The following is a 25,479-nucleotide window of genomic DNA, read 5'->3' as shown; positions in this document are numbered from 1 at the left end:
GCGGCTGAAACACCGTCCTACGACTTTGAAGTCCGAGGGTGGACGAGCCCGGATTGGTATGCGAACACGACAAGTTGCGCGCGGTCACGCGCGCCGAGTTTGGTCATGGCCCGGCTGACGTGGGTTTTCGCGGTGGTTGGGCTGATGACCATGTCGGCGGCGATCTCGTCGTTGCTGAGCCCGTGCGCCACCTGGGCGACGACCTCGCGTTCGCGGTTGGTGAGAATCTCCAGGCCACCCGCGGTCTGCGCGTCCGGTGGCCGGGCGACGAACTCGCCGATCAGTGCACGGGTGACCGCCGGAGACAGGAGTGCAGCACCGTCCGCGACGACCCGGAGCGCCTGCAGCAACTCCTCCGGTTTGCTGTCCTTCAGGACGAAACCGCTCGCACCCGCGCGCAACGCCTGGAACACGTACTCGTCGAGACCGTAATTGGTCAGGATGACGACCCGGGCTGCGGTGAGCCGCTCGTCCCCCGCGATCCGGCGGGTCGCCTCGATGCCGTCCAGGACGGGCATCTGAACGTCCATCAGGACGATGTCTGGCCGTAGCGCGGTGGCCAGTTCTACCCCGGCCTGCCCGTCCGCGGCTTCTCCGACGACTTCGATGTCCTCTTCAGAATCCAGTAGCGCTCGGATGCCGCTTCGGATCAGCGGCTGGTCGTCGACGAGGAGAGTCCTGATCACGGCGCCGTCTGCAGTGGAAGCTCGGCGCGGACGGTGAAGCCGCCGCCCGAACGCGGTTCGGCGCGAACCGTGCCGCCGAGCTCGGCGACCCGTTCGCGCATGCCGATCAAACCCAGGCCGTGGGAGTCCTGGACGGCGGCGGAACCGACACCGTCGTCGTCTACTTGTACGGCAAGCGCCGTCGTCCCATACTGGAGAGCGACGACGGCCGACGCATCCCCGGCGTGCCGGCCGACATTGTTCAACGCCTCCTGCACGATCCGAAACGCCGCCTTGCCGATCGCGGGCGGGACGTTACAGGGCTTGCCAGTGATAGACAGGGTGGTTGGCACGCCGGCGGACCGAGCCCGGTCGACCAGCGCGGGCAGGCGTTCGAGACCCATCTCCACATCGTCGTCGGCACGGAGCATGCCGAGTGTCGCCCGCAGTTCGCGTGAGGCCTCGGTGCTCGCCTCCTGAATCGCCAGCAATGCGGGCGGAATCTCCTCGCCGCGCTTGTGCGCCAGATGCACCTCGACACCGGCCTGGACCGTGATCACCGAGATGCTGTGGGTCAGCGAGTCGTGTAGTTCGCGCGCGATCCGCAGACGTTCTTCGACGGCGCGGCGGCGGGCCACCTCGTCCCGGGTGCGCTCGGCCTCCTCAGCACGTTGTTCGACTTCTTGCAGGTGCAGCTGCCACATCCGGAACACGCCGATGCCGACGCCTGCGGAGAGCAGCCAGCCGGTGGCGTAGAACCGCCGCCAACCCTTATCGGTACGCATGCCACTGAGCCTAAACGTCTATCGGCCGATGCGCGTACGCCCAGTGAAGACAACAGCAACTACTCCCTGGGGAGTAGTTGGTACAACCCGCTGCTTCCCGGCTCGCAGCGGGAAAACGGGCCGCCAGCAGGACGACCCGAGCGCGCTGTTCGCGAAGAGTTGAGCCCATGTTCAACGCAAGCTGTCCAGTTAGAAACGGAGAATGCCCATGACCGCTATCGACATCGCACGTGCGCCCGTCGTGCGTCGCAGTATGCGCCCGGCGCTGACCCTTTTGATCATCGCCGGCGCTCAACTCATGATCGTGCTCGACACCACCATCGTGAACATCGCCCTGCCGCACATGGGCGAGTACTTCCACAAGAACCAGACCGACATGACGTGGGCCATCAACGCCTACACGTTGGCGTTCGGCGGTTTGCTGCTGCTCGGCGGACGGGTCGGCGACATGCTCGGCAGGCGAAGGATGTTCGTCGTCGGACTGGGCCTGTTCTCGTTGGGCAGCCTGCTCGGCGGCCTGGCGACCACGTTCCCGTTACTGCTCGGTGGCCGCGCCATCCAGGGCATCGGCGCCGCGATCGCGTCCCCCACGGCCTTATCGCTCATCACTGTGTCATTCCCGGAAGGCAAAGAGCGCAATCGCGCGTTCGCCGTGTATGCCGCGGTGTCTGGTGCTGGTGGTGCGCTCGGCCTGCTGCTGGGCGGCATCTTGACCGAGTACGCGACGTGGCGATGGGTGCTGTTCGTGAACGTGCCGATCGGCGCGCTGGTCATCATCGGCGCGCTTCGGTACCTGCACGAGAGCGAGCGGCTCAAGGGCGGCTTCGACTTTCTGGGCGCAGCCGTCTCTGTCGGTGGCATGGTGTCGCTGGTCTACGCGTTCATCCACGCGGCCCGTGACGGCTGGAACAATCCGGAGACGTACGTGCTGTTCCCGTTGGCGATCCTGCTGCTAGCAGCGTTCGTGCTCATCGAAGCCTTCGTCGCCGAGCATCCGATGATGCCGATTCGGCTGCTGCGCAACCGTAATCGCGCTGGGGCGTACCTGATCATGCTGATGGTCGGTGCAGGGCTGTTCGGCATGTTCTACTTCTTGACCTTCTTCTTCCAGCAGGTCATGGGGTATAGCGCGCTCAAGTCCGGTGTCGCGTACCTGCCGTTCCCGTTCGTGATCGCGATCGGTTCGCAGGTCGTGGCGCGGCTGCTCCCCCGGGTCGGGCCGAAGGTGATCATCGCAGCCGGCAGCACGCTGATGACCCTGTCGATGCTGTGGCTGTCTCGGGTCGATCCCGGCAGCACCTACTTGGGTAGGTTGCTGCCCGGCATAGTCGTGCTCGCACTCGCCCTGAGCATGCTCTTCGTACCGTTGACGACCACCGCGCTTTCGAACGTGGTCGACACCGACGCCGGTATCGCGTCAGCGTTGCTCAACGTCGGCCAACAAATCGGCGGCTCGATCGGACTGTCCGTGCTGGCCACGGTGTTCGCGACGGCCTCACGCAACACGGCCAAGACCCAAGTCGGCGATCTCGCCGGAAACCCGACGGCGCTCCAGCACCTGCAGCAGCTGAACGTCGAGCACGCCGGTGGGCCGAAGGCGCCTCCCGCCGCCTGGCAGGACTCGACTGCGGTGCACGCGCTGCAGTCGGTCCAATCGCACGGCTCGGCCATGGGGTTCCTGGCAGCGGCGGTGTTCGGCGCGGTCGCGGTCGCGGTGGCGCTCTTGATGATCAAGGTCCCTAGGGGCGGTCAGCCGAAGCAGGAACCGGTCACCGAAGCGCTGGCCGAGCCGATCGCCTCGGCAGCGTAGCGATGCGACGCGGACGGGCCACGGTGGACGATGGCCCGCCCGCGTCCCATCCTTCGGCCTTGATCATCCGTGGGCGTAGTTTGGAGGTGTGACCCGTCTTGGCTACCAGATTCCCAACTTCACCTACCCCGGAGTCGCTCCCGAGCGGCTGTTCGCCACCGTCCGACAGCAAGCGGTCGAAGCTGAAGCGTCGGGCTTCGACACCGTCCTCGTGATGGACCACTTCTACCAACTGGGCGGCCTTGGCCGACCTGAGCAAGAAATGATCGAGTGCTACACACTGCTCTCGGCGCTGGCCCAGCACACCAGTCGGGTGCGGCTGTCTTCACTCGTCACCGGCAACACCTACCGGCAGCCGACCCTGCTTGCGAAGACAGTGACGGCTCTCGACGTCGTCTCCGGCGGGCGCGCTCAGCTCGGCATCGGGGCGGGCTGGTTCGAGCTGGAGCACCACTCGCTCGGTTTTGAGTTCGGCACATTCACCGATCGCTTCGAGCGGCTCGAGGAGTCGCTGCAGATCGTGCTGCCGATGCTGCGCGGGGAGCAGCCGACGCTGGCCGGCAAGTGGTACCAGGTGAACGCGGCGATGAACCATCCCGCACCGCTGAGCCGCATCCCGGTGATGATCGGTGGCGCCGGTGAACGCAAGACACTGCGGATGGCCGCGCAGTACGCCGACGAATCCAACTTGATCTGCGGAGTGAACGAGATCCCGCGCAAGCTGGAGGTGCTGGCCGAGCACTGCGCGAATCTCGGCCGCGATCGTTCGGAGATCACCGTCTCGTACCAGACGAGCGCGTGCATCGCACCAACCCACGAGCAGGCGATCGCGGAATTCGAGGCTTACCTCGCACGCCAGCCCGAAGCCGAGGCGCGACGGGCCACCGCGATCGTCGGCAGCCCGGACGAGGTCGCTGAGCGATACGCGCGGCTGCTCGACACCGGTATCGACGGGATCACCGTCAACGCCCCACCCAATGGCCACATCGAAGGGCGGGTTAGCTTGCTGGGCGAGACGCTCGCACCGCTGTTCACCCGCTGACGTCGACCGATCTCGTCAGCCAGTCGTCGAAGAAGCTCGCGACGAGCTGCGCTTTCTCGTGCGGCAGCGCGTGTCCGGCACCGTCGATGACGGCGTAGGTCGCGTGCGGATAGTCCGGCAGCAGCTCAGCGGAACTGACGTAGCCGGCGGCGGAATCCTGCCGCCCGGTAAGGATCAACGCGGGATGTTGGTACAAAGCATCGTCCTCCGGTCGGCTGCGGAATGCCCAGTTGCCGAAGATCCGCGCTAACCCGGTCTCGTCAGCCAGCGCGACCGCCGGAACGACCGCATCGAGGTAGCGCTGCGCCGTCGCTTGCGTCCGTACGACGAAGTAGTCGTTGAAACCATCGACCGTCTCGGCGGGCAGTACGTCGTAGGCCGCCGGCTCGGTGTAAACCACTTCGTGCGCGGGCACCTCTCCGGAGGATTCCCCAACCGGGCAGACGATTGCCAGTCCGACCGCCTGATCGCGTCGGTTGGCCACGATGGCGCGCGCCAGATACCCACCGTACGAATGACCAACCACCAGGAACGGTTCTTCGAACGCGACGCGGTCGACCAGGCCGAGGAGGAGGCTCACAACGTCGTCATTGCTGGTCAGCCCTTCGCCCGCGGGCGTAAGGCCCATGCCGGGTAGGTCGGGGTAGACGCGGCGATACCCGTCGCGGTGGGCAAAGATCGGCTCCAGCCAGGCCTCGATCTCGCGATGATCGACGCCTGCCCCGTGCAGTGCGAAAACGGGTCTGCCCCGGCCGTGTTCGACGTAGTGCACCTCGTGATCGTCAACGATTACCTGCATAGCTGCACGCTACGACCCCGGTCTGACAAGACGCGGTTTCTATCGCCGCCCTCGTAGCTTTCTTGGTCAAGCGCGCGTCAGCCCGTCGTCCAGGGTCGTAGCTTCTCTGGGTTGCGCATTACCCAGATGTGCTTGATCTGGTCACCGACGACGTCGAACCCGAACACCGTCACCGTAACGCCGTCCTGCTGAGCCACCAGCCCGGGCTGGCCGTTGACCGTCCGCTCGAGCACGGTCATGTTGCCCGTCGCCCGGTTCGCGAGTTCGACCCAGGCACGCGCGATCTGCTCGCCGCCTTCAATGGGATGCAGGAACGTCAGGGCGAGGCCCCCACCGTCGGCGGTGGCTACCGCGTCCGGGTCGAGCAAGCCGATGAGCGCCGTGATGTCTTTTGCCTGCCAGGCCTGCTTGAAGGTGCGGACGATGTCGGCCTGCTGCGAAGTCGGAGTCACCGGAGCCGGCACATCACGCAGCCGCCGCCGGGCCGAACTGGCGAGCTGGCGACAAGCCGCCGGAGTACGGCCGACGATCTCGGCCACTTCAGTGAACGTGTACCGAAAGACATCGTGCAGGATGAACGCCACCCGCTCGGCCGGTGTCATCGATTCGAGGACGATGAGAAAGGCCAGGTTTACCGACTCGTCAAGGGTGACCCGGTCGGCCGGATCGATGGTGCGGTCCGACCGCTGACCGTCGATCCACTCTGTGCGATCGGGTATGGGCTCAGGGATCCAGTCCCCGACGTAGCGTTCCCGCCGCACTCGGGCCGAACCGAGCAGGTTGAGGCAGATGCGGCTGGCGACGGTCGTCAGCCACGCGCCGGGAGACTCTATCGCCGCCTGCTGCGGGCCAGACATGGCGTACCAGCGGACGTAGGTCTCCTGCACGACGTCCTCAGCCTCCGCCAGTGAACCGAGCAGCCGGTAGGCGACATTGATCAGCTGCTGCCGCTCGCTCATCACCGCGTCCAAGTCGTCTGCATGTACGTCGTCTGCGTGTGGCCCGTCTCCTGACTCGGATCGGATGCTCATCGCCTCGCCGGCCTCCCTCCCACGCAGCTGCTTTCACCTTTACGACACGACAGCCCACCAAAGTGTGAGGTGACCTGCCAACCTCACATTGCGCTCGGCTGTCTTGTCGAACTACTGGGACGAGCCAGCTGCGCCTCATTAACCCGCCATCGACGATCAGCCTAGGAGGCTGCAATGACAACCGAAATAATCACAACCCAGATGCCGACAAACTCGTTTGCCGCACCTGCGACGGCAGAAAGCCTGGAGCGGGCGGCCTCGGCGCTGACCGCGCACGGCTTCTCCGTCGAAATCCTCGACGACGCCGCAGCGGCACGCACCCGTATGAAGGATCTGCTACCTGAGGGCGCCAGCGTGTTCACCGGGGCCAGCGAGACCCTTCGCCTTTCCGGTATCGAGGAGGACATCAACAACAGCGGCCAGTACGACGCCCTCAGACCCCGTGGGCTGGCGATGGACCGAGTCACCCAGATGGACGAGATCCGACGAATGCTCGCCAGCCCTGACGTCATCGTGGGCAGCGTCGCGGCAGCCACTGAAACCGGCTCACTTGTCGCTGCGTCGGCCAGCGGGAGCCAACTGACCGGGTACGCCGGCGGCGCCGCGCTCGCGATCTGGGTCGTGGGCGCGCAGAAAGTCGTACCCGACCTGAGCACCGCGCTGCGCCGCGTCGAAGACCATGCCCTGCCGTTGGAAAGCGAGCGAGCCCTGCAGGCTTACGGCGTGCCCAGCGCGGTCAACCGCCTGCTCATCCTCAACGCCGAGCCGCACCCAGGCCGGGGCATCGTTCTGCTGCTCCGCGAAGCCATCGGATTCTGAAGCTCCAAGAGCAATCCGCCAGCTGTCATGGCCAAAGCGCGTAACAGCCACGCCAAAGGTGAGAGTTTGGTTTCATATTGAGGTGAGCAGAACTTCCGGGTTGCCGATCCGCCGTGTCAGTCGGGCTCGCGACGCCGAGATCGAGGACACGCAGTGGCCATCAGCATTGCCCTGCGTACGCCAGATCCTCGATACAGGTCTCGACCTCGCACCGCTGACAATTCTTGTCGGCGAAAACGGTTCCGGTAAGTCGACGCTGATTGAAGGCATCGCTCAGGCGTACGGACTTTCGCCAGAAGGTGGATCGACCGGTGCACGGCACAGCAGCAGGAACACCGAGTCGTCGTTGTGGCGCAGTCTAGAACTCACGCGAGGAATCGGCTCATCGCGATGGGGTTTCTTTCTGCGCGCCGAGACGATGCACGGCTTCTACAGCTACCTCGAACAGAACCCGGGCAGGTCCCCGGAACCGGTGTTTCACGAGATGTCACATGGTGAATCGTTTCTCGATGTCCTGGCCAACCGATTCAACGATCCCGGCCTCTACGTGCTTGATGAACCCGAATCAGCACTCTCATTCACCGGGTCACTGGCGCTGGTTGGCCTGCTGCATCGCATCGCAACCGAAGGGCGCCGGCAGGCCATCGTCGCCACCCACTCGCCGATCATCGCCGCCACCCCGGGCGCGCGAATCCTTGAGATTGGCGAGTGGGGAATGCGAGACACGGAATGGAAAGATCTGGAACTCATCCAGAACTGGAAGGGATTTCTCGAAGCGCCGGACCGGTACCTGCGTTACGTCCTGGAATGATCAAGTTCCTGTTGACGGAACTCCATTGCCAACGGTCTGGATCAGGCCTAGCGTGTCGGTTTGGGACTGCACAGATGCAGCCGCCGAAGCCTCCGCTTCGTTCGGCAAACTCGCTCCGGAGCGGCGTACGCATTCGGGGGGACCGTTGTGAGAGCACTGAAGGTTGTTGCCGTCGTCCTGTTTCTCTTCCTGGGCCTGGTGGTCACCGCTGAAACGGCAGGCGCCTCGCCAGCCCATAGGTCACCTGGCTACACGTGCACGGGCGGCAATATCGGTGCGGGCAGCTATAGCTCAATCCTCGTAAAAGGTTCATGTTTCATGCCAGCCGGCACCATCCGAGTGCGGGGAAACGTCACTATCGCAGCCGGCGCGCTGCTCGATGCGGGCACGCCTGGCGACCCGGCCGGCCCGAATCCCCTGCTCTCAGCGACGTTGCTGGTCGGCGGCAATGTGACCGTCGGTAAGGGCGGTGTGCTCATACTCGGCTGCTCACCGGACAGCGCTTGTCAGACGGCCGTGAATTATGACCGCATCGCGGGCAACCTGACCGGTTTCGGCGCTCTCGGCGTCGTGGTCCACTCGATCTCCATCGGAGGCAACGTCACCCTGATCGGCGGGGGCGGCGGCACCGCGGGACCGCCCGCGTCAGGCGCCTGTTTCGGCGCCCCGACACCCGAGCCGTGGGCATCGGCCCCCTCGCTCGGCGGCAGCATGACCCCGGTCTACAGCGACTTCGAGGACTCCAGCATCGGTGGCAACTTCATCATTGCCGGCCGGCAGTCATGCTTCACCGGAACGTTCCGCAACCAGATCGGCGGCAGCGCCACCTTCGTCGGCAACACTATGGGCGACCCCGACGCGATGGAGGTCACCAGCAACGTTATCGGCGGCAACCTGACGTGCGCGTCCAACCTGCCGGCCGTCCAGTTCGGCGATGCCGGCGGCAGCCCGAACAACGTGGGCGGTCGCGCAACCGGCGAATGCGGTTTCAACGTCGTGCTGCCCAAGACGCCACCGGAAGGCGCGCCTGGAGCCACGGTCAATGCCCATATCGCAGTGCGGAAATCGAGCCTGCACACCTTCATCGGATCGCACGTTCAGACGTCACCGGGCCAGACCCAGACAGTGGGAACATCTGCCTCAGGCGAGACGCTGCTGGCCAGTTTCAATGACATCGTTCTTGCCGGCCGGGGCCTGACCGGGACAGCAACCGTCGACCCGAGCAACCCACCACCGGCGTCCGGCGAGATTGTGCTGACAACCGTGCACAAGGACGGTTCACAATCGTTCTTGGCAGCTGACGCGTGCACCTGCACGTTCCAGGGTAAGACGGGTCCGGTCACCATCGAGGCTTACGGCACGGCCTCCGCACGTGGCCTCACTCAAGGCACGTTCGTCATCAGAAGCGCCGGTGGCGACCTCGCCACGCTGGCAGGCTATGGGACTTTCACCAGCGCCCATCAGCCCGAAGGCAAGCTGCTGCTCGTCGAGCACCTCAGACTCGGCTAACCCGCACCAGGCGATATTCTCGGTATCGGAGTGCAGGCTGGGCGATGATCGGAAGGTTCGACTGGTGGCCACAAGTGGCGAGATCGTGCGCAAAGCATTCGATGATTGGACGGACGGGACGGCATACGTCAGCAGCATCTTCGCCCCTGACATGACATGGGAGATCGTCGGCCACTCGGACGCTTCAGGGAGGTATGCGACCGCCCAAGAGTTTCAGGAGAAAGTGCTGATCCCCTTCGGCCAAAGGTTCAAACCCGATCAGCCGTTCCGCCCGGTCACCATTCGAGGTTTCTTCGTCGACGCCGATTCGGTCATCGTCATCTGGGATGGCGAGGGGACGACGGTGGCAGACACGACCTATCGCAACACCTACGCATGGATCATGACCCTCCGCGATGGCCAGGTCGTCGACGGAATCGCCTTTTACGACAGCATCTCCTTCAACGAACTCTGGAAGATCCAGCCCCGAGCCTCCTGACGCCCGTCTCCGAAGCCCCGATCCGGGACGGTCGCATCGACACCAGGGTCCGCGCCTCACCCTGATTGGGCGAGGCGGCGAGACCAGGTGAGCCATAGCGTCCTGGGATGGCCGAAAGTGTCGTGACGAAACGCCCAAACCTACCTCGCCCCATGATCTGGAGCACCGGAGGTTGTGGGTCGCATGGTGGGTAATCAAGCCACCATGGCTCCGATTGAGTTCGAGCACGTGACGAAGCGCTACGGAAGCCGTACGGTGCTCAATGATCTGAGCTTTACGGTGCCGCACGGGTCGGTGGTGGGCTTGCTCGGCCCGAACGGGGCTGGCAAATCGACCGCTATGCGGGTGTTGTTGGGTCTGCAACGGCCGGAGGGTGGCACGACGCGAATTCTCGGGCATGCCCCGGGTAGTCGTGGGTTCCGGAGCGCTGTTCGGCAGGTTGGGGCGATCATCGAGGCCCCGCCGCTGTATAAGAACGCCTCGCCCTACGTGAACTTGGCCATTCGGGTCGCGGCGCTGGGGCAGGTCGTCAACGACGCCCGCATCCGCTCGTTGATCGAACAGGTTGGGCTCGGTCAGCGAGCCGACGATGCGGTGGGTCGGTTCTCGTTGGGTATGCGTCAGCGGGTCGGGCTAGCGCTCGCGCTGGTAGGCGACCCCAGCATTGCAGTCTTGGACGAGCCGACCAATGGCCTTGATCCAGAGGGATCAGTGGAAATCCGGAATCTGGTCAAGGGCTTGCCTGCACAGGGCACCACGACGCTGATCTGCACCCACCGCCTCGACGAGATCGAAAAGACGTGCGACTACGTCGTCGTCCTACGCGAGGGTCACCTGATCACCGAGGGCTCGTTAGCCGACGTCATCGCGATGGCCGGCAGCCGAGGACATACCGTGCAGGTACGGCCTGACGAGATCGAACGAGCCGTGCAGATCATCGCTACCCTCGGCGTGGGCGAGGTGTCGGTAGCCGACGGCGACATAGTCACCCAGCGGCAACTCGACGATCCGTCACGGATCACGTATGCGCTGGGCATCCAAGGAATCAACCTTCGCGGGCTGCAGACCTCACACGCGAGCCTGGAGGACGCGTTCCTCGAAATCACCCGGACGGAGTCAGCCTGATGCTGCGCGCCGAGGTCGCCAAAGCCCGCTACCTACCGCTGCCCCGCTGGACGGTCGTGATCGTGATGGCCGCGGCCGTGATCACCGGTGCGGCGCTGATCGTGTTCCACCCGCGCAACCCAGATAACTACCTCGACATCAGCTCAACCGCGCTGCAACAGGTCCTCGACATCGCCGCGATGGTGTTCGGCGTATGGGTAGCGGCCCTGGAATTCGGTTCTGGAACGCTGCAGCGCACCCTGACCGCGGAGCCTGATCGCAACCGAGTGCTCAGCTCCAAGATCAGCGTGGTGCTCATCGGCGCCGCGATCGTCGCGGCCGCGGCCGCCGCAACGGTCGGTGGGCTCACCCACCTCGCCGTCATCCGCGCGGACGCACCAGTCGCAGCAAGCGCCCTCGCCAGGGCCGTATTCGCCGTCGTCCCAGACGCTGTCTTCGCCGCGGCAATCGGGTTCGGATTCGGCCTGCTGGCCCGCTCGATGGGCGGCGGGATCACGTTCTCGTTGGCGTTCCTTTACGTCATTTCTGGCGTGCTGTCGTTCGTCCCTGGCTTGAAGAGTCTTGCTTACGGGCAGGCCAGCACCGACCTCGTCAGCGGCATCGCCGACCGTGGCAACACCGTTCACAACGCCGGCATCGCCCTGCTCACCCTGCTCGTCTGGACAATCATCATCGTCATACCGGGGTGGCTGCTCTTTCTGCGCGCCGACCAAAAATAACAACCAGCACAGCGCGACTACGACCGCGCCACCACCCGCATTCGCATCCGTAAGTGGTGCCTAGGCGAGTACCCGAAGGCACCTAGATTGAACGAGGAATACTCGCTACTTTTGGCGGATGTTGATCGGTAGACGCAGTGAGTGCCGGCAGCTACACGAACTTCTCCGCAATGTCCGACAGGGCACCAGCGAAACACTGGTGGTACTGGGCGAACCCGGGATCGGCAAGTCCGCCTTGCTGGAGGACCTGATCGAGCACGCACCCGACTTCCGCGTCGTGCGTGCGGCTGGTGCGCAGGCCGAAGCCGAACTGGCGTTCGCGGGACTACACCAGCTATGCAAGCCATCGCTGGACCGCCTCGACCGCATTCCGGCGCCGCATCGGGATGCACTGGGCACGGTGTTCGGCCTGCAGGCCGGTGGCCCGCCGGACGCGTTCTTCATCGGCCTGGCCGTGCTGAGCCTGCTCGCCGAGGTTTCCGCCGAACGCCCGCTTCTCTGCGTCATCGACGACGCGCAATGGCTCGATCGCGCGTCCGCCGAGACATTATCGTTCGTCGCGCGTCGGCTGGGCGCAGAATCCATTGCCCTCGTCTTCGCGCTGCGCGAGGTTGTCGACGGCGCGCCACTTTCCGGGCCGGCGCAGCTGGTAGTGCACGGGCTGCAAGCTGACGAGGCCCGCGAGTTGCTTGTCGCAGCGATCCCCGGGCCGCTGGACGAGCAGGTGCGAGACCGCATCATCGCCGAGACTCGGGGCAACCCGCTCGCCCTGCTGGAGCTACCCCAAGGGCTTAGCGCCGCAGAGCTCGCGGGCGGCTTCGGCCTCCCTGATACGCAGGAACTCTCCGACCGGATCGAAGACAGCTTCCAGCGCCGGCTCGCGCCGCTGCCGAGCCACGCACGCCAGCTGCTCCTAGTGGCCGCGGTCGACCCGACCGGAGACCCGCTGCTGATCGGCCGGGCGGCTACCCGTCTCGGCCTCGAGGTCGATCCAGCCGAGCTGGACGAGTTCGCGGGCTTGCTCAAATGGGGAAGGACCGTAGTTTTCCGACACCCACTGGCCCGTTCTGCCGTCTACCGGGCGGCGTCGTCGAAGGAGCGTCGGGAGGCGCATCGGGCACTCGCAGAAGTCACCGATCCGGCGTCCGACGTTGATCGCCGTGCCTGGCACCTGGCCCAGGCCGCCAGCGGGCCGGACGATTACGTCGCAGATGAGCTGGAGCGCTCCGCGGGTCGGGCCCGCAGCCGCGGCGGACTCGCCGCCGCTGCGGCGTTCCTCGAGCGCGCCGCCCTACTGACGCCGGACCCGACGCAACGGGCGGGGCGGGCGCTGGCCGCCGCGGGCACGAAGTTTCAGGCCGGAGACTTCGATGCGACCCGAGAGCTGCTGGCCATGGCGGCGGCGGGGCCGCTGGAGGAGCTGGATCAGGCCCGAGTTGACCTCATGCACGGTCAGTTGGCCTGGGTCACCAACCGGGGCGGTAACGCTCCCCTGCTCCTGGTTCAGGCCGCCGAGCGGCTGGCGCCGGTAGCACCTGACCTGTCGCGCGCGACCTATCTGGATTCCCTTTCTGCAGCGATGTTCGCCGGCCTCCTGGCAAGTCCGGGCGGTACCGTGCTGGAGGTCGCTCGCGCGGCCGATGCGGCTCCGCGGCCGACGGACACCCCGCGCACACCCGATCTGCTGCTGGCGGGATTGGTCGCGAACTTCAACGACGGCTATGGCGCGGCGGTGCCCTTCCTTCGTCGGGCGCTCGCCGCCTTTGGCAGCGGCATGTCGCGAGAGGACGAGCTGCGCTGGCTGTGGCTGACAACCGAGGCGGCGCTGCACCTGTGGGATGACGAGCGTTGGAACGTGCTTTCCGACCGCTACGTCCACCTCGCGCGCACGACGGGCGCCCTGACAGAGCTTCCCCTCGCACTCAGTACCCGGGCCATCATGCTGATGTTCACGGGTGACCTCACGACCGCGACCTTGCTCATCGATGAGCAATCGGCGGTGACAGAAGCGACTGGCGGCAACCTGGCGCCGTACAGCGCCATGGCGGTTGCCGCGCTGTCCGGCCGGCACGAGGAAGCATCCGCCCTGATCGAGGCCACCGCCCGCGAGGTGAGCGCACGCGGGGAAGGCATCGGAATAGCCGTAGCTCACTGGGCAAATGCCTTGTTACACAACGGTCTGGGCAAGTATCCGGAGGCGATGGATGCGGCTCAGCAGGCTCTTCGTCACCAGCAATACCCGGACGTGCGTTATCCGGGCGTGGCGCACTGGTCGGCGGCCGAACTGATCGAGGCGGCGGCGCTCAGTGGGGCGATGGAGACGGCAACGGAAGCTTTCGAGTGGATAGCCGCGATGACCAGCGCCAGCCGCACCGGGTGGGCGATGGCGCTCGAGGCACGCTCGCGCGCCCTGATCAGTAGCCCTGATCGCGCCGAACCGCACTTCCGTGAGGCGATCGACCGGCTCAGCGACACCCGGCTTCGTACCGAATTGGCCCGGACCCGGCTGCTTTACGGCGAATGGTTGCGCCGCCGGGGTCGGCGCATCGATGCTCGTGAACAGTTGCGGGTAGCTCACGAGATGCTAGTTGCGATCGGAGCCGATGCATTCGCTGAACGTGCGCGTCGTGAGCTAGTGGCCACCGGTGAGAAGGCCCGCAAGAGGACCGTGACTACCAAGATCCAGCTCACCGGACGAGAGGCCCAGGTCGCCCGCCTTGCGTCCGATGGCCTATCTAATCCCGAGATCGGCACCCGCCTGTTGGTGAGTCCGCGCACCGTCGAATACCACCTGGGCAACGTCTTCCTCAAGCTCGGCATTAACTCACGCCACGAACTGGACCGGGTCCTCGCCGGGGGCGGCCCGTTGGTGTGACGGTTGGTCGACAACGGCGGAGGGCCGCGACTGACTGGAAGGGGCGGACTTAGGTTGGCGAGTGATCTTGCGCTCCGATCGCGGTCTTGCCGGTGTTGTTTGTCCTGGTGTCCTCCACGGGCGGCAACGCGCTCCCGCAGGTAGCGATCGCAAAAGGTACGCAGGCATGCGAGGGTCGGGACATCGCCCCATCCAAAGCCACATCGTCGTCTGATGGCGCACCAGAGCGGCAAACCCGCCGAATTCGATTGCGCGGGTGGGCCTGACGCACGAAACTTGGCGTAGTCCGCGGAGCACGAGGAGAACCGATGAAGTCCATTGCAGAGTTCGCGATTCGTCGACGTTGGTTTGTGATCGTTGGCTGGCTCGTGCTGACTATCGCCTCTCAGGTGATCGCCGGCGCGTTGGGGGGCGCGGCCTACAAGGACACATTCAGCCTTCCGCACACCGAGACGGCCGCCGTGGCCACCCTCCTCAAGGGCGCTGGACTGGACAACCAGAACGGCGCCCAAGGCACCGTCGTCATCAAGAACACCGATAACTCCGCGTTCACCGAGTCTCCGCCGCAGCTGGAGGCCGCCCTGGTCAAGCTATGCACCGCCGGCGATCGCGTGGTGCTCATCTCCACCCCGTGGCAGACAATCGACTGCGCTAACGGCGCCACCGTGACGACGGGAAATCCGAAGCTGCTCAACAGCGCGCGCGGGTCGGACACTGCGTTGATCTCGATCACCTGGCAGGCCGGTCACTTCGATCCTGCCCAGTTCAAGCACGTGTATGACTCGCTCAAGTCGCTTCAGAGTTCGTCGCTTCAGGTTGAGTTCACTGGCGATGCGTTCAACGGCATCGGCCAGAGCCAGGGATCGGGGAGCTCAATCTTCATCGGATTCCTGGCCGCGCTGATCATCCTCGCCCTGGTCTTCCGCACCGTGGCGGCGACCGCCCTGCCGCTGGCCAGCGCCGCCGTCGCCCTCATCAGCGGGCTGGGACTCATCGTCATCCTCAGCCACATCATCAACGTCTCGAACATCACGCCGTATCTGGCTGAGCTAATGGTGATCGGCGTCGGCGTCGACTACGCCCTGTTCATCGTCACCCGACATCGTCGAAATCTGCGGCGGGGTATGCCGATGGCCGAGTCGGTCGTGTCAGCGCTCAACACCTCGGGGCGCGCGGTGCTCTTCGCCGGCACCACCGTCTGCATCGCCATCCTGGGCCTCATCGCGCTCGGCGTGAGCTTCTTCAACGGCATGGCGGTCGCGACCGCACTCGCGGTCGGCCTGACCATGGCGGCCTCACTTACCTTGCTGCCGGCGCTGCTCAGTTTGTTTGGGTCCAAGGTGCTGCCACGTAAGCAGCGAGCCGCTGTCCGCGCCGGTGAGTTCATCACCGACGAGCCGGTCGGCTGGTGGGCCCGTTGGTCGAAGTTCATCGCCCGTCGCCGTATCCCCGTCGCGATCGGGTCGGCGGCCATCATGATCGCCCTGGCGATCCCGTTCTTCGCCTTGCAACTCGGGGCAAGCGACCAGGGCAGCGATCCGACCGGCTCCACGACCCGGGTCGGCTACGACCTCATCAGCTCACAGTTCGGCGTCGGTTACAACTCGACCCTGGAAGCGGTTGTGCACGGTCCGGGCGCTTCCGACCCGGAGTACCTACAGAGGGTGAGCCAGACGCTGGCCAGCACGCCGGGCGTCGACCCGACGAGTGTGAGCACGATAAAACTCAATGACAACATCGCGTTCGTGACGTTCAAGACGACCACCTCGCCGCAATCAGAGGAGACCTACAAGCTGGTCCGCCATCTGCGCAATGACGTCCTCCCACCGCTGTATGAGGGCACGCAGAACCACATCTACACCTACGGCGGCACCGCGATTAACGTCGACTTTGCCAAGGTGCTGGGCCGAAAGATGCCCTTGTTCATCGGCGTCGTCGTGGCTTTGTCGTTCCTCCTCTTGTTGATCGCCTTCCGCAGCATCCTCGTACCGCTAACCGCGGCCGTCATGAACCTGCTGGCCGTCGCCGCCACCTTCGGGTTGGTCGTCGCGATCTTCCAATACGGGTGGGGATCGGATCTCATGGGCGCAGGCCCCGGCGGGCCGATCGACGCCTGGATACCGGTCATGCTCTTCGCGATCCTGTTCGGCCTATCCATGGACTACCAGGTGTTCCTCGTCAGTCGAATGCACGAGGAGTGGGTCCACACAAAGGACAACGAGCAGGCCGTCACCGTCGGTCAGGCAGAGACTGGCGGCATCATCACCGCGGCCGCCCTCATCATGATCGCTGTGTTCCTCGGCTTCCTAGTCAGCCCCGGTCGGCCAATCAAGATCTTCGGCTTCGGGCTGGCCGCGGCCGTCTTCCTCGACGCGTTCATCCTCCGCACCATGCTCGTGCCCTCGCTGATGCACATGTTCGGCCGGGCGAACTGGTACTTCCCCCGGTGGCTGGACCGCATCACCCCGCGGCTGTCCGTCGAACCGCCGGAGGAGTCGCGCCCTGCCGGATCCCCAGAGGCTCCCCCGCCACCTCACGAATACGCCGGCACCTAGGCCCCCAGCCCGCGGAGGCCGCAAGTAGTGCACACGTTCCGTCTGGGTTCAGTTGCGGGGCCCGCGGCGGACTCTAGACCGTGGGCGGTTTGCGGCGATGTGCCGCGACGAGTGCTGTCGCGCCCAGCGCGATCTAGACCTGGCCTCGCCAGGCACCGGTCAATCCGGATGATCAAACCGACAAGGAGAGGCGTGGCAAACCGGCCAGGGCGACTATGAGGGCGACTATGAGGCAGTGTCTGTCATCGCGATCGCCGTCTTCGCGGCAGCCGTGCTGTCGTACGTCGTGTTCTCAGAGGTGCTGGAGCGTGTTCACATCACCGCGCCGATCGTGTTCGTCATCGTCGGCGTCGTTCTCGGCGGCCTGCTCGTGCACCGGCCGAATCCAGACATCGTTCGCGGACTCGCCGAGCTGACGTTGGCGCTGTTGCTGTTCCATGACGCCGCGCAGGTTCAGCCCCGCGATTTGCGCGGCGATGTCGGCGTTTGTGCGCGGCTGCTTCTTGTCGCGTTGCCACTGACCATTGCTGCCGGGTTCGTTGTGGCGCGGGTGTTGTTCGCGGGAACAAGCGCGTGGCTGGCTTTGCTACTCGCGGCTGCCCTCGCGCCGACCGATGCCGGCCTCGGTGCAGCGACCGTGCTCAACCCTGTGGTGCCCGTCCGGGTACGGCGGATACTCAATGTGGAAAGCGGTCTGAACGACGGATTGGCCACTCCGATCGTGCTCTTCGCGCTAGCGGCGAGCTCGGGAGGGATGAAGCACGACCTGGGGACTGCACTGAGTGAGCTAGCGGTCGGTGCGCTCGTGGGTGTCGGCGTCGGGGTCCTCGCCGGGTACGCGCTGTCGTGGGCGAGGAACGCCGGCTTCGTGCAGAGTGGCCTGCTTCCGGTAGGCACCCTCGCCGTACCGCTGCTGTGCTACTACGGGGCCGTCGCCGTGCACGGCAACGGATTCGTTGCGGCCTTCGTTGCGGGCGTAGCGTTCGCGCCGTCCTTGGGCCGTCGCTTCGTCGCGACGACGAACCAGGAGTCCCTGCAAGTGACAGCATGGGTAGGCACCTTGCTCGAGTACGCCGTCTGGTGCCTGTTCGGGGTCATCCTCGTGGCGCACTTCGGCGAGTTCGCTACTTGGCCGGGTGTGCTGTTCGCGCTGCTGTCCCTGACCGTCGTCCGGATGGTCCCGGTCGCGTTTGTCCTGCTTGGTACCGGGTTCGCCCAACCCACCCGATGGTTCATCGGCTGGTTCGGTCCCCGCGGGCTGGCGTCGGTCGTGTTCGCGCTGATTGCGTTGGAGGAGTACCCGGACAACGGTCACGTTGCCCAGGTAATCGGCACGATCGCCCTCACCGTCATGCTGAGTGTCGTCCTGCACGGCGTCACCGCGGACGTCGGGGCCGCCCGCTACGGCGCGTGGGTCACGCGGACCCATTCCAGTGCCGAACTTGGCGCGGCAACCGCCCCTATAGCAGGGCGCGGGGCGCGACGACGGGGCACGGTCAAGGAGTAAACGTGCCATACCCGAGCACTGCGCTGCGAGCAATCCGATTGCGCGCGTCAGGAACCTCAGCGAGGCTCGAGCGATGGAGTTCTTCTGTTATCACCGCGATCGACCTGGATCGACGCCGCTGCGGAACCAGATGGTGGAGCAGCACTGGTCGTATATGGATCAGTTCGCCGCGACGATGATCGCCCGCGGCCCAACCTTTACCAGCGACGGAACTCTGACCGGCAGCGTGCATATCCTCGATCTGCCAGATCCCACCGCGGCCCGCACCTTCGCCTTTGAGGAGCCCGGTTATCAAGCAGGTGCCTACCGCGACGTACTGCTGCGACGGTGGCACAACTCCCTGGGTCGCACGATGTGGGACTTCAGGGGCGGCCGGGCTGACAACAACCGCTACCTCGTCCTCGGGTTCACCTTGGAGCCAGCGGCGGACGCAACCGCAGTGCCGTTCCGCGACGGACTGATCGCGTGTGGGCCGCTGTTGTCCGATGACGGTTCCTTGGTGCTCGGGGCGGCTGTGCTGCTGGAGGCGCCCGGCGCAGACGGCGCGCGGGAAGTCCTTTCCGCTGATCGATACGCCGGAATCGAGGTGCATCAGTGGCAGTTCGGCGGGCGACCGACTGAGACAGACGGCTGATCATGCCGCCGTGAGTGTTATGCCCGAATCGCAGGTGATCGGCCGTCGCCGGCAGCGATCGCTCATGACATGATGCCGCGATGCCCGAACCACGACGCCTATCGGAGGCTCTGTTCGCGAGCGCCGTACTGCTGTTCGGTCTCGCGCTGCTCGCCATCACCATCCCCGCGCTGAACTACGGTCACGCAGCGAGCAAGACGGGCTTCCGGCTCACCGCCGACCAGATGCAAGTCGTGCTTCCTGCCAGACAGCAATACGGCATTTATGTCGAGGACACCGACAACAGCGGCTACGCCGAGAGTTGCACGATCACCGACGCCGACGGACAGCAGGTCCGTCTGCACGATCCCTGGTGGACCGTATCGCGTTCGGCCAACAGGACACTCGACATCGTTTTCAACACAGGCTCAGGAAAACTGAGCATCGCCTGCTCGATCTCTGCTGAACGCGTCACTATCCGGCCAGTGCCGAACCTTAAGGCCGTGCTCGCGGGAATCGCGATCAGCGGTCTTCTCGGGTGTGCAGGAACAGCTCTGATGATCGCGCGGCACCGCACCCGCCGGTCACACCTGTCACCCCCGACGTACGGAAGCCAAAACCACAACGGCTTTCCGAGCGCCACCACGAACCCGCAGTAGCCGATGCATTGGACCTGCTCATTTGTCTGGCACCGGGGTCGCGCCGCACCATCCGCACATGGCCGCGTTGCGGGTGCACGTTTAGCGGTCTTGGCCTTCATCGCGCTGTGGCGGCGGCCTGAACACGCCTTTCGTCCTTCTGGACATGAAAATTCTCAAAGTCGTTTCGCGCTCGATTCCGGGTTCGGAGCCGGCGACGACCGCGTGCGCCTTTCCGCGCAGCGGAATTCGTTGCCGACCTGTCCCGGGAACTAGCCGCCGCCTAGCCGCGTTCGTTGCCCGCGTAGCCGGAATAACGAAAACTCGCGTCGTGCGCAGTCGACTCGCGGTTTCTCGCGCATCGAGCCAGCTCTAACCCACGAAATATCGCACTGGGTGCTACCCCATTGGACAAATACCAAGCTAGCCGCCCACGTCGGCACACAGCACTAGCACGGACATCCGCTCATGCCGCTGACGTGATCCTTTTGCGAGACTCATCTGTCGACGAGCGGTTACCGGGTCTCGATAACTAGAGCACGAGCCGGTCGATCTCGTCCTCTAGCCGGAGTCGTATGCAAGGTGGGTCTAGCGCGCTGCTTCGCTGGGAGGATCGGGTTTGGGGGCGGGGCTGGGGGCGATAAGCAGGCTCAGAACCGTCGGCGGGACGCCTTCGTCCACTGAGCCTCCAAACAGGCGGTGTACGGCCTCGCGCAGCCGGCGGAGGGTGGCGAGCGGGCTACGGTCGGTGTCCTCCGGGCTGGCTGGACCTGTTGGTGGGAGCCCGAGTGGATCATCATCAGGGTTGAGGATCCGCAGGAAGGACGCCGTCTCACCGTCCGGGCCGAAGGATCCGTAGAGCCGCTCGGCGAGATCATGCAATGAGACATTCTCTTCAGTCGTGAACTCGGGATCGTCGTCCGCGCCACCGGTTACGTTCAGGACGACCTGGGCGTTGCCGTCCTCCCCGGCGATCCGGAACAGCTCATCGATTGCCTCCCGCAGCGAGAGCTCAGTGTCCGAGTCGAGGCCTGACCGGTCAAGGGCGACCCGGGGTAGGACGCTGAGAATCGTCAGTCGCTGACCATCCTCGCCGAGCCAGTTGTGCCACCTGGACATCGTCTTCCTCTCTCCGAGGTTGATCGTTCACGCTGGTGGTTGTTGGCGCCCAGAGATGCGCCACTGCCCCGCTATTTCTTGGCGAATATCTCGTAGATTCCGTACGCTACGCCCGCCGCTACGATCAGACCGCAAAACCCGGCCGCGACCAGAGCCGCCATGTTGCGGCGGACCGGCTCACCGGCGGCTGAGCCCTCGTCAATAGCGTGCACGTAGCCCGATTTTGACAACGCGAGCATCCCGACGGAGTAGACGGTGACCAAACCAGCACCAGCGATGATGCTGATCAACAGGATCTTTCCCATCGACCCCCAGTCGACGTACGAACCCGTCGCAAGTACGGTCATCAGACGCCCGCCCCGGCAACCACGGACTCATGGGCGGCGCCCCCGCCCTCATCCCAAGCATCGTTGACGTTGCCCGCGTTGACTGGACTCTTGCGGGAGAGCAGGTAGATCCCGCCGCAGTAGGCCGCTAGCAAGATCGACATGATGATCACTCCCAGGTCGCCGCCTATCCCGTTGACAACGGCGTATGTGAGCGCACCGACGCCTGCCGCAGCTGGCAGGGTCACCACCCACGTTATGACCATTCGCCCGAAGACGACCCAGCGGACCGGCTGAGCCCGGCCCAGCCCTGCGCCGACCACCGAGCCCGAGCAGACCTGTGTCGTGGACAGCGGAATACCAAAGTGCGAGGACGAGAGAATGACGGCCGCCGAGGTCGCCTCGGCAGCGAAACCTTGGGGGGATTCGATCTCGATCAGGCCCTTGCCTAGGGTACGGATAATGCGCCAACCACCGATGTAGGTGCCTAGCGAGATCGCCAGCGCGCAGGTAATTATCACCCAGTCAGGGGTGGACGCCGATTTGTCGATCGTCCCGTTCGCGACCAGCGCCAGGGTCAGGATGCCCATCGTCTTCTGGGCATCGTTGGTGCCGTGGGCGAGTGAGACGAGAGTGGCCGTACCGACCTGCCCCCAGCGAAAGCCCGTCGTGCGAACACCGTCATGGGCCTTGGTGGTCAGCCGGTAGGCTAGCCAGGTCGCTGCGGCGGCGACGATCCCGGCGATGACCGGCGCGAAGATCGCCGGGATGAACACCTTCGAGGCGACCCCTTGCCAGATCACTGCGCTGGACCCGGCATGCACCATGGTTGCGCCGATCACGCCACCAATAAGGGCATGCGACGAACTCGACGGGATTCCGAAGTACCAGGTCGTCACGTTCCAGGCCACCCCGCCAGCCAGCCCAGCGAATACCACCTCGATCGTCACATCGGGTTGGTGCACAATCCCCGACGCGATGGTGGCCGCAACCTCCAGCGAGAGAAAAGCACCCACCAAGTTGGCGGCCGCAGAAATGGCGACAGCGACCTTCGGCTTCAACGCCCCGGTCGCGATCGAGGTAGCCATGGCGTTCGCCGAGTCGTGAAAGCCATTCGTGAAGTCGAAGCTCAACCCGACGATGACCACCATCACCAAGATGAAACTATTCGAATCGTTCACGTACCTGTCCTATCAGAGCCTCGCACCACTGCCACCCCTTCGGACAGAGCGTTCAATCAGACGTAACCACCCGTACACCGTCACCCCGCCGAACTAGCCGCAGACCCAAAACTTGATGCCATCCTTCCTGCCAGTTCTCGCCAACGGGATCCACCGACAAACGTGCTTATTCCTGGCTGGGCTGTATGACGGTCGGGTGCTGGGTGTGGGGCCGGGACAGCACTTCTGCGCTCGCCTGACAGCGCGGCCGCTGAGGCCCGCGGCACGATGTCCCCGCGAGTGACCGCCGGCCCCGCCGACGTCAGCCGACGTCGACGTAGATGACTTCGATGGCATTGTTGCCGTAACCGAGCCGGTTCCACGGTGGAACGTCCGGTTGGACGTTGCCGGCAGCGTCGGTCGCCCGGGCGCGAAGTGTGTGCCTCCCGACCGCGGTCGCGTCCCAGTCGTAGGACCAGTCCTGCCACTGGTACGGGCCGCGGGGCGGCTGGAGCTGCGCCTCGTTCCAGTCGCCCTCGCCGGTGAGGCTGACCTCCACCCGGGTCACCGGCCCGGTTCCGGACCACGCCTTGCCACGCACGATGCAGGCGCCGGCGCGGATGATCGACCCGGCCCCGGGTTCGGTGATCCGCGCGCGCACCCTCATGTGAGCGACCGTCTCCGGAGGCCGGTCGGCCCATTGGTACATGTAGTGCCCAGTCTGGAACTCGCCAGAGAACGGCTCGGTCAGGACGTCGATCCGCTTGAGCCATTTCACCGAGGCGACGCCGTAGTAGTGCGGGACGACGATCCGGAAGGGTGCGCCGTGGTCGGGGCCCAGCTGTTCGCCGTTCATCTCATAGGCGAGCAGGATCTCGGCGCCCGGATCGGTTACGTGCGCCAGCGGAAGCGAACGGACGAAGATCACGTCGGTCCGGCTGGTCTCCGGCAGGACTGGGGTCAGGTGGTACGCGCCGTGGTCGGCGCCCTCGAACCGGACTTCGACGCCGTCCGCTGACGGACGCGCCTGAGCCAGGACCTCGTGCAGAAGTACACCGCCCCACCGCGCGGTGGATACTGCGTAGTCACCCCACGGCTCGCCCGTGGGCAGTGGACGCATCGCCAGGCGCCCGTTGCCGGCGCATTCGAGCGTGACGACACGCTGGACCTTCGGCATGGCCCGGAGGTCGTCGACCGTCAGTCTCAGCGGACGCTCCACCGCGCCGCCGACCTCGACGACCCCGTCGTGCTCGGGCACGACGAAGTTGCTCCGCACGTAGTGCATCCCCGTGGGCGTGAGCTCACCGTCCAGTGCCTCCGGTGGCGCTTCGGCGTTGTACGGCGCCGGGTTGATCATCTGCAGTGCCGCGCGTCGCCGTTGAAGATCGTCCAGGGTCGTCACGTTCGTGCCTCTCGTCGTCAGGTGTCGCGTGCCTTGTCGCCTGTCGGAGATCGTTGCCCGTCCTCGGGGTAGACCGCGCTTGTCGGCCAGCTCAGGACTACCCCGAGCATCGCCGACACGCGGTCCGCGGTCCTCATCCACAATGAATGATTGGAAACTCCGGTCACAGCACATCCGTCGCGCCGTCGCGCGCCTATGTTGAGTGCGGCGATGAGAAGGGTTCTAGAGTCGTTGTCGGCGGGCTCGGGATGTGGCTTTTCCGAAGAACCGATGTCCGGGGTTTGGTCGGTAGCGCTGGATTGCAGAGTCGTCCCCGAGTGCCCAACCGGGTCCGCCGCCTCGCCTCGTTCTGGTCGCCGAGCATCGTGCGTCGACGACGTTGGAGAGGCGTCGTTTCAGTGCGCGCATCGCCATCATTGAGGGCGCGGCTTGACAGTGGCGATCAGTGCCCGGGCCTGCTGGGCTGAGAGGAATTGCTTTGCGCCACCGGGTAAAAGCTCCAGCAACAGGCGGTGCAGCCGATTGACCGTCTGGGTGCGAGCCTGACCGAGCTCGTCACGACGGTGATGGTGAGCAGGGAGGGCGCACCGCTACTTCGAGCACGACAAACCCGTTTCCAGCCTCTCCCTGCGCGTTGTTCGAGGAGGACGCATGCCATGTGAGAGCCACACCAATGACGCCAGCGGGCAGCCGCGATTGGCGAGCGTCTCAGAGCCGGCTCAAGGAGCCGGGTCAAGCTCCGGGAAGGTCCAGGACGAGTTGAGGATCTCGGGACGTGGTTTGTACATCCGGACCGTGTAGTTCCAGCCGTCTTCGAGGGGTAGCGGGTTCACGTCGCGGCTGTTGCCCCCGAAGGTGACCGTGATCGAGCCATCCGGGTTCTTGGTCCCCGAGACGCTGTTGACGCTGTAGGCGTCGAGGTCGTTCTTGTGCAGGAACCCATCCGCGCCGTAGACCGTGATGGACCAGAACGCGTCGACGGGGACGTCCTTCGCGGTGATGGTGTATCTCCCGACCGGGAGTTTCGGTTCGTGGCTCTCGTAGAACGCCTCCTGTTCGGGCAGGCCGCCCCAACCCGCAGCGGTTCCGAGTAGGTGGGTGTGCGGCTCGACGTCGTCCTTCTTGCCAAACATGCCGTGAGTGCCATGGAAGCCTTGCGACGCCTCGGCCAGGACGGACGTCCGGATGGCGGTGAACGACTGCTCGTCGTAGTCGGGAAGCGTCAAGGGCTCGCTAGCAATGGCCTTAAGGACGAAGCCGTCCTGAATCTCGTGGACCTGGCCGACGTCGTAGGGATCCGTCGCGTCAACCAGCACCCGAGCGGCCAGCAGCACATACGGGGTGTCGAACTCGCCAACAGTCAAGGAGTGCTCGCCCGGCTCGGCAAAGACACGGTTGATGTAGTGGTCTTGGTTGACGACCATCACCGTCAGATACCGGCCCCCCGCGTCAGGGACAGTCACCGCCGCGCCGTCGGAGATATTCACCACCGCGAAGCTGTACAAGGTGTCGCGGTTCATCCGGATGACGGTCTGCTCATCGAGCGATGCCGGCTCCCGATTGTGCTTCCAGCGGTTCAGCCCGCCAGCCTGCGCCTGGATGCCAACGAGCATCCGGTTCGTCTCGGCCCGCACGAAGTTGTCCATGTTGACGAGTTCACCAGTCACGGTGCCAATCCTGAGCCCATAACA

22 protein-coding genes are annotated in these 25,479 nt (G+C 65.1%); 13 read left to right on the top strand and 9 right to left on the bottom strand.

Annotated features, from left to right (window positions below; all coding sequences use genetic code 11):
* Positions 1–17: 17 nt before the first annotated feature.
* Positions 18–686, bottom strand: coding sequence for a response regulator transcription factor (locus tag ACSMXN_RS07715; protein WP_022911262.1), 669 nt, complete (start codon positions 684–686; stop codon positions 18–20).
* Positions 683–1,450: a sensor histidine kinase gene (locus ACSMXN_RS07710; RefSeq protein WP_051148715.1), complete on the bottom strand. Its 768-nt coding sequence runs from the start codon at positions 1,448–1,450 to the stop codon at positions 683–685. Before ACSMXN_RS07710 ends, ACSMXN_RS07715 begins: the two co-directional genes overlap by 4 nt.
* Positions 1,451–1,658: 208 nt before the next feature.
* Between ACSMXN_RS07710 and ACSMXN_RS07705 the strand changes: the two genes are divergently transcribed.
* Positions 1,659–3,260 (top strand): MFS transporter, encoded by a 1,602-nt coding sequence (locus tag ACSMXN_RS07705; RefSeq protein ID WP_196811109.1) that lies wholly within the window; start codon positions 1,659–1,661, stop codon positions 3,258–3,260.
* A gap of 88 nt (positions 3,261–3,348) precedes the next feature.
* Complete coding sequence (locus ACSMXN_RS07700; RefSeq protein ID WP_022911260.1) at positions 3,349–4,302, top strand: LLM class F420-dependent oxidoreductase; 954 nt, start codon at positions 3,349–3,351, stop codon at positions 4,300–4,302.
* On the opposite strand, the gene ACSMXN_RS07695 is transcribed toward ACSMXN_RS07700, so the two are convergent.
* Positions 4,292–5,101: an alpha/beta fold hydrolase gene (locus ACSMXN_RS07695; protein WP_022911259.1), complete on the bottom strand. Its 810-nt coding sequence runs from the start codon at positions 5,099–5,101 to the stop codon at positions 4,292–4,294. The genes ACSMXN_RS07700 and ACSMXN_RS07695 overlap by 11 nt on opposite strands.
* A gap of 77 nt (positions 5,102–5,178) precedes the next feature.
* Positions 5,179–6,132, bottom strand: a complete 954-nt coding sequence (sigJ, locus tag ACSMXN_RS07690) for an RNA polymerase sigma factor SigJ (RefSeq protein WP_022911258.1) — start codon at positions 6,130–6,132, stop codon at positions 5,179–5,181.
* Positions 6,133–6,306: 174 nt separating this feature from the next.
* Here sigJ and ACSMXN_RS07685 point away from each other — a divergent pair, with 174 nt between their 5' ends.
* The 11 genes from ACSMXN_RS07685 to ACSMXN_RS07635 all read left to right on the top strand — a co-directional run bounded on the left by ACSMXN_RS07685 (position 6,307) and on the right by ACSMXN_RS07635 (position 19,802).
* Complete coding sequence (locus ACSMXN_RS07685; protein WP_022911257.1) at positions 6,307–6,951, top strand: LUD domain-containing protein; 645 nt, start codon at positions 6,307–6,309, stop codon at positions 6,949–6,951.
* Positions 6,952–7,033: 82 nt separating this feature from the next.
* A complete protein-coding gene (locus ACSMXN_RS07680; RefSeq protein WP_022911256.1) occupies positions 7,034–7,762 on the top strand; it encodes an AAA family ATPase in 729 nt (242 codons plus the stop codon).
* A 147-nt stretch (positions 7,763–7,909) separates the two neighbouring features.
* Positions 7,910–9,271 (top strand): DUF3224 domain-containing protein, encoded by a 1,362-nt coding sequence (locus ACSMXN_RS07675; RefSeq protein WP_155958192.1) that lies wholly within the window; start codon positions 7,910–7,912, stop codon positions 9,269–9,271.
* A 64-nt stretch (positions 9,272–9,335) separates the two neighbouring features.
* Entirely contained in the window at positions 9,336–9,749 is a 414-nt protein-coding gene (locus ACSMXN_RS07670) for a nuclear transport factor 2 family protein (RefSeq protein ID WP_022911253.1), read from the top strand.
* Positions 9,750–9,953: 204 nt separating this feature from the next.
* The gene (locus ACSMXN_RS07665) at positions 9,954–10,874 is read left to right on the top strand and encodes an ABC transporter ATP-binding protein (protein WP_022911252.1); all 921 of its coding nucleotides are present in this window, start codon (positions 9,954–9,956) and stop codon (positions 10,872–10,874) included.
* A complete protein-coding gene (locus tag ACSMXN_RS07660; protein WP_022911251.1) occupies positions 10,874–11,593 on the top strand; it encodes an ABC transporter permease in 720 nt (239 codons plus the stop codon). The genes ACSMXN_RS07665 and ACSMXN_RS07660 overlap by 1 nt, the downstream gene beginning before the upstream one ends.
* Positions 11,594–11,711: 118 nt before the next feature.
* Entirely contained in the window at positions 11,712–14,468 is a 2,757-nt protein-coding gene (locus ACSMXN_RS07655) for a helix-turn-helix transcriptional regulator (protein WP_022911250.1), read from the top strand.
* Between the two features lie 308 nt (positions 14,469–14,776).
* Entirely contained in the window at positions 14,777–17,023 is a 2,247-nt protein-coding gene (locus tag ACSMXN_RS07650) for an efflux RND transporter permease subunit (protein WP_022911249.1), read from the top strand.
* Between the two features lie 235 nt (positions 17,024–17,258).
* Positions 17,259–18,530 (top strand): cation:proton antiporter domain-containing protein, encoded by a 1,272-nt coding sequence (locus tag ACSMXN_RS07645; RefSeq protein ID WP_022911248.1) that lies wholly within the window; start codon positions 17,259–17,261, stop codon positions 18,528–18,530.
* A gap of 73 nt (positions 18,531–18,603) precedes the next feature.
* Complete coding sequence (locus tag ACSMXN_RS07640) at positions 18,604–19,164, top strand: YciI family protein (RefSeq protein ID WP_022911247.1); 561 nt, start codon at positions 18,604–18,606, stop codon at positions 19,162–19,164.
* Between the two features lie 80 nt (positions 19,165–19,244).
* Positions 19,245–19,802 carry a hypothetical protein gene (locus ACSMXN_RS07635; RefSeq protein ID WP_022911246.1) on the top strand — a complete coding sequence of 186 codons (558 nt, stop codon included), beginning with the start codon at positions 19,245–19,247 and terminating at the stop codon, positions 19,800–19,802.
* A gap of 567 nt (positions 19,803–20,369) precedes the next feature.
* On the opposite strand, the gene ACSMXN_RS07630 is transcribed toward ACSMXN_RS07635, so the two are convergent.
* The 5 genes from ACSMXN_RS07630 to ACSMXN_RS07610 form a co-directional block, all read right to left on the bottom strand.
* Positions 20,370–20,900, bottom strand: coding sequence for a hypothetical protein (locus ACSMXN_RS07630; RefSeq protein ID WP_022911245.1), 531 nt, complete (start codon positions 20,898–20,900; stop codon positions 20,370–20,372).
* A 71-nt stretch (positions 20,901–20,971) separates the two neighbouring features.
* Positions 20,972–21,247, bottom strand: coding sequence for a hypothetical protein (locus ACSMXN_RS07625; protein WP_022911244.1), 276 nt, complete (start codon positions 21,245–21,247; stop codon positions 20,972–20,974).
* Positions 21,247–22,377, bottom strand: coding sequence for an inorganic phosphate transporter (locus tag ACSMXN_RS07620; protein WP_035942300.1), 1,131 nt, complete (start codon positions 22,375–22,377; stop codon positions 21,247–21,249). Before ACSMXN_RS07620 ends, ACSMXN_RS07625 begins: the two co-directional genes overlap by 1 nt.
* A gap of 331 nt (positions 22,378–22,708) precedes the next feature.
* The gene (locus ACSMXN_RS07615; protein WP_455407729.1) at positions 22,709–23,788 is read right to left on the bottom strand and encodes a sulfite oxidase; all 1,080 of its coding nucleotides are present in this window, start codon (positions 23,786–23,788) and stop codon (positions 22,709–22,711) included.
* A gap of 719 nt (positions 23,789–24,507) precedes the next feature.
* Positions 24,508–25,455, bottom strand: a complete 948-nt coding sequence (locus ACSMXN_RS07610; RefSeq protein ID WP_455407728.1) for a DUF1214 domain-containing protein — start codon at positions 25,453–25,455, stop codon at positions 24,508–24,510.
* Between the last annotated feature and the right edge of the window lie 24 nt (positions 25,456–25,479).

The organism is Parajatrophihabitans canadensis (assembly GCF_053764775.1).
This window is presented reverse-complemented; position numbering and strand designations above follow the sequence as displayed.

Bases quoted from the DNA above. Each gene is read 5' to 3' on its own strand.
- ACSMXN_RS07635 (WP_022911246.1), top strand. From the start codon at position 19,245: ATGCCCGAACCACGACGCCTATCGGAGGCTCTGTTCGCGAGCGCCGTA.
- ACSMXN_RS07620 (WP_035942300.1), bottom strand. From the start codon at position 22,377: ATGGTGGTCATCGTCGGGTTGAGCTTCGACTTCACGAATGGCTTTCAC.
- sigJ (WP_022911258.1), bottom strand. From the start codon at position 6,132: ATGAGCATCCGATCCGAGTCAGGAGACGGGCCACACGCAGACGACGTA.
- ACSMXN_RS07665 (WP_022911252.1), top strand. From the start codon at position 9,954: ATGGCTCCGATTGAGTTCGAGCACGTGACGAAGCGCTACGGAAGCCGT.
- ACSMXN_RS07650 (WP_022911249.1), top strand. From the start codon at position 14,777: ATGAAGTCCATTGCAGAGTTCGCGATTCGTCGACGTTGGTTTGTGATC.
- ACSMXN_RS07660 (WP_022911251.1), top strand. From the start codon at position 10,874: ATGCTGCGCGCCGAGGTCGCCAAAGCCCGCTACCTACCGCTGCCCCGC.
- ACSMXN_RS07625 (WP_022911244.1), bottom strand. From the start codon at position 21,247: ATGACCGTACTTGCGACGGGTTCGTACGTCGACTGGGGGTCGATGGGA.
- ACSMXN_RS07695 (WP_022911259.1), bottom strand. From the start codon at position 5,101: ATGCAGGTAATCGTTGACGATCACGAGGTGCACTACGTCGAACACGGC.
- ACSMXN_RS07710 (WP_051148715.1), bottom strand. From the start codon at position 1,450: ATGCGTACCGATAAGGGTTGGCGGCGGTTCTACGCCACCGGCTGGCTG.
- ACSMXN_RS07630 (WP_022911245.1), bottom strand. From the start codon at position 20,900: ATGTCCAGGTGGCACAACTGGCTCGGCGAGGATGGTCAGCGACTGACG.
- ACSMXN_RS07705 (WP_196811109.1), top strand. From the start codon at position 1,659: ATGACCGCTATCGACATCGCACGTGCGCCCGTCGTGCGTCGCAGTATG.
- ACSMXN_RS07655 (WP_022911250.1), top strand. From the start codon at position 11,712: ATGTTGATCGGTAGACGCAGTGAGTGCCGGCAGCTACACGAACTTCTC.
- ACSMXN_RS07685 (WP_022911257.1), top strand. From the start codon at position 6,307: ATGACAACCGAAATAATCACAACCCAGATGCCGACAAACTCGTTTGCC.
- ACSMXN_RS07640 (WP_022911247.1), top strand. From the start codon at position 18,604: ATGGAGTTCTTCTGTTATCACCGCGATCGACCTGGATCGACGCCGCTG.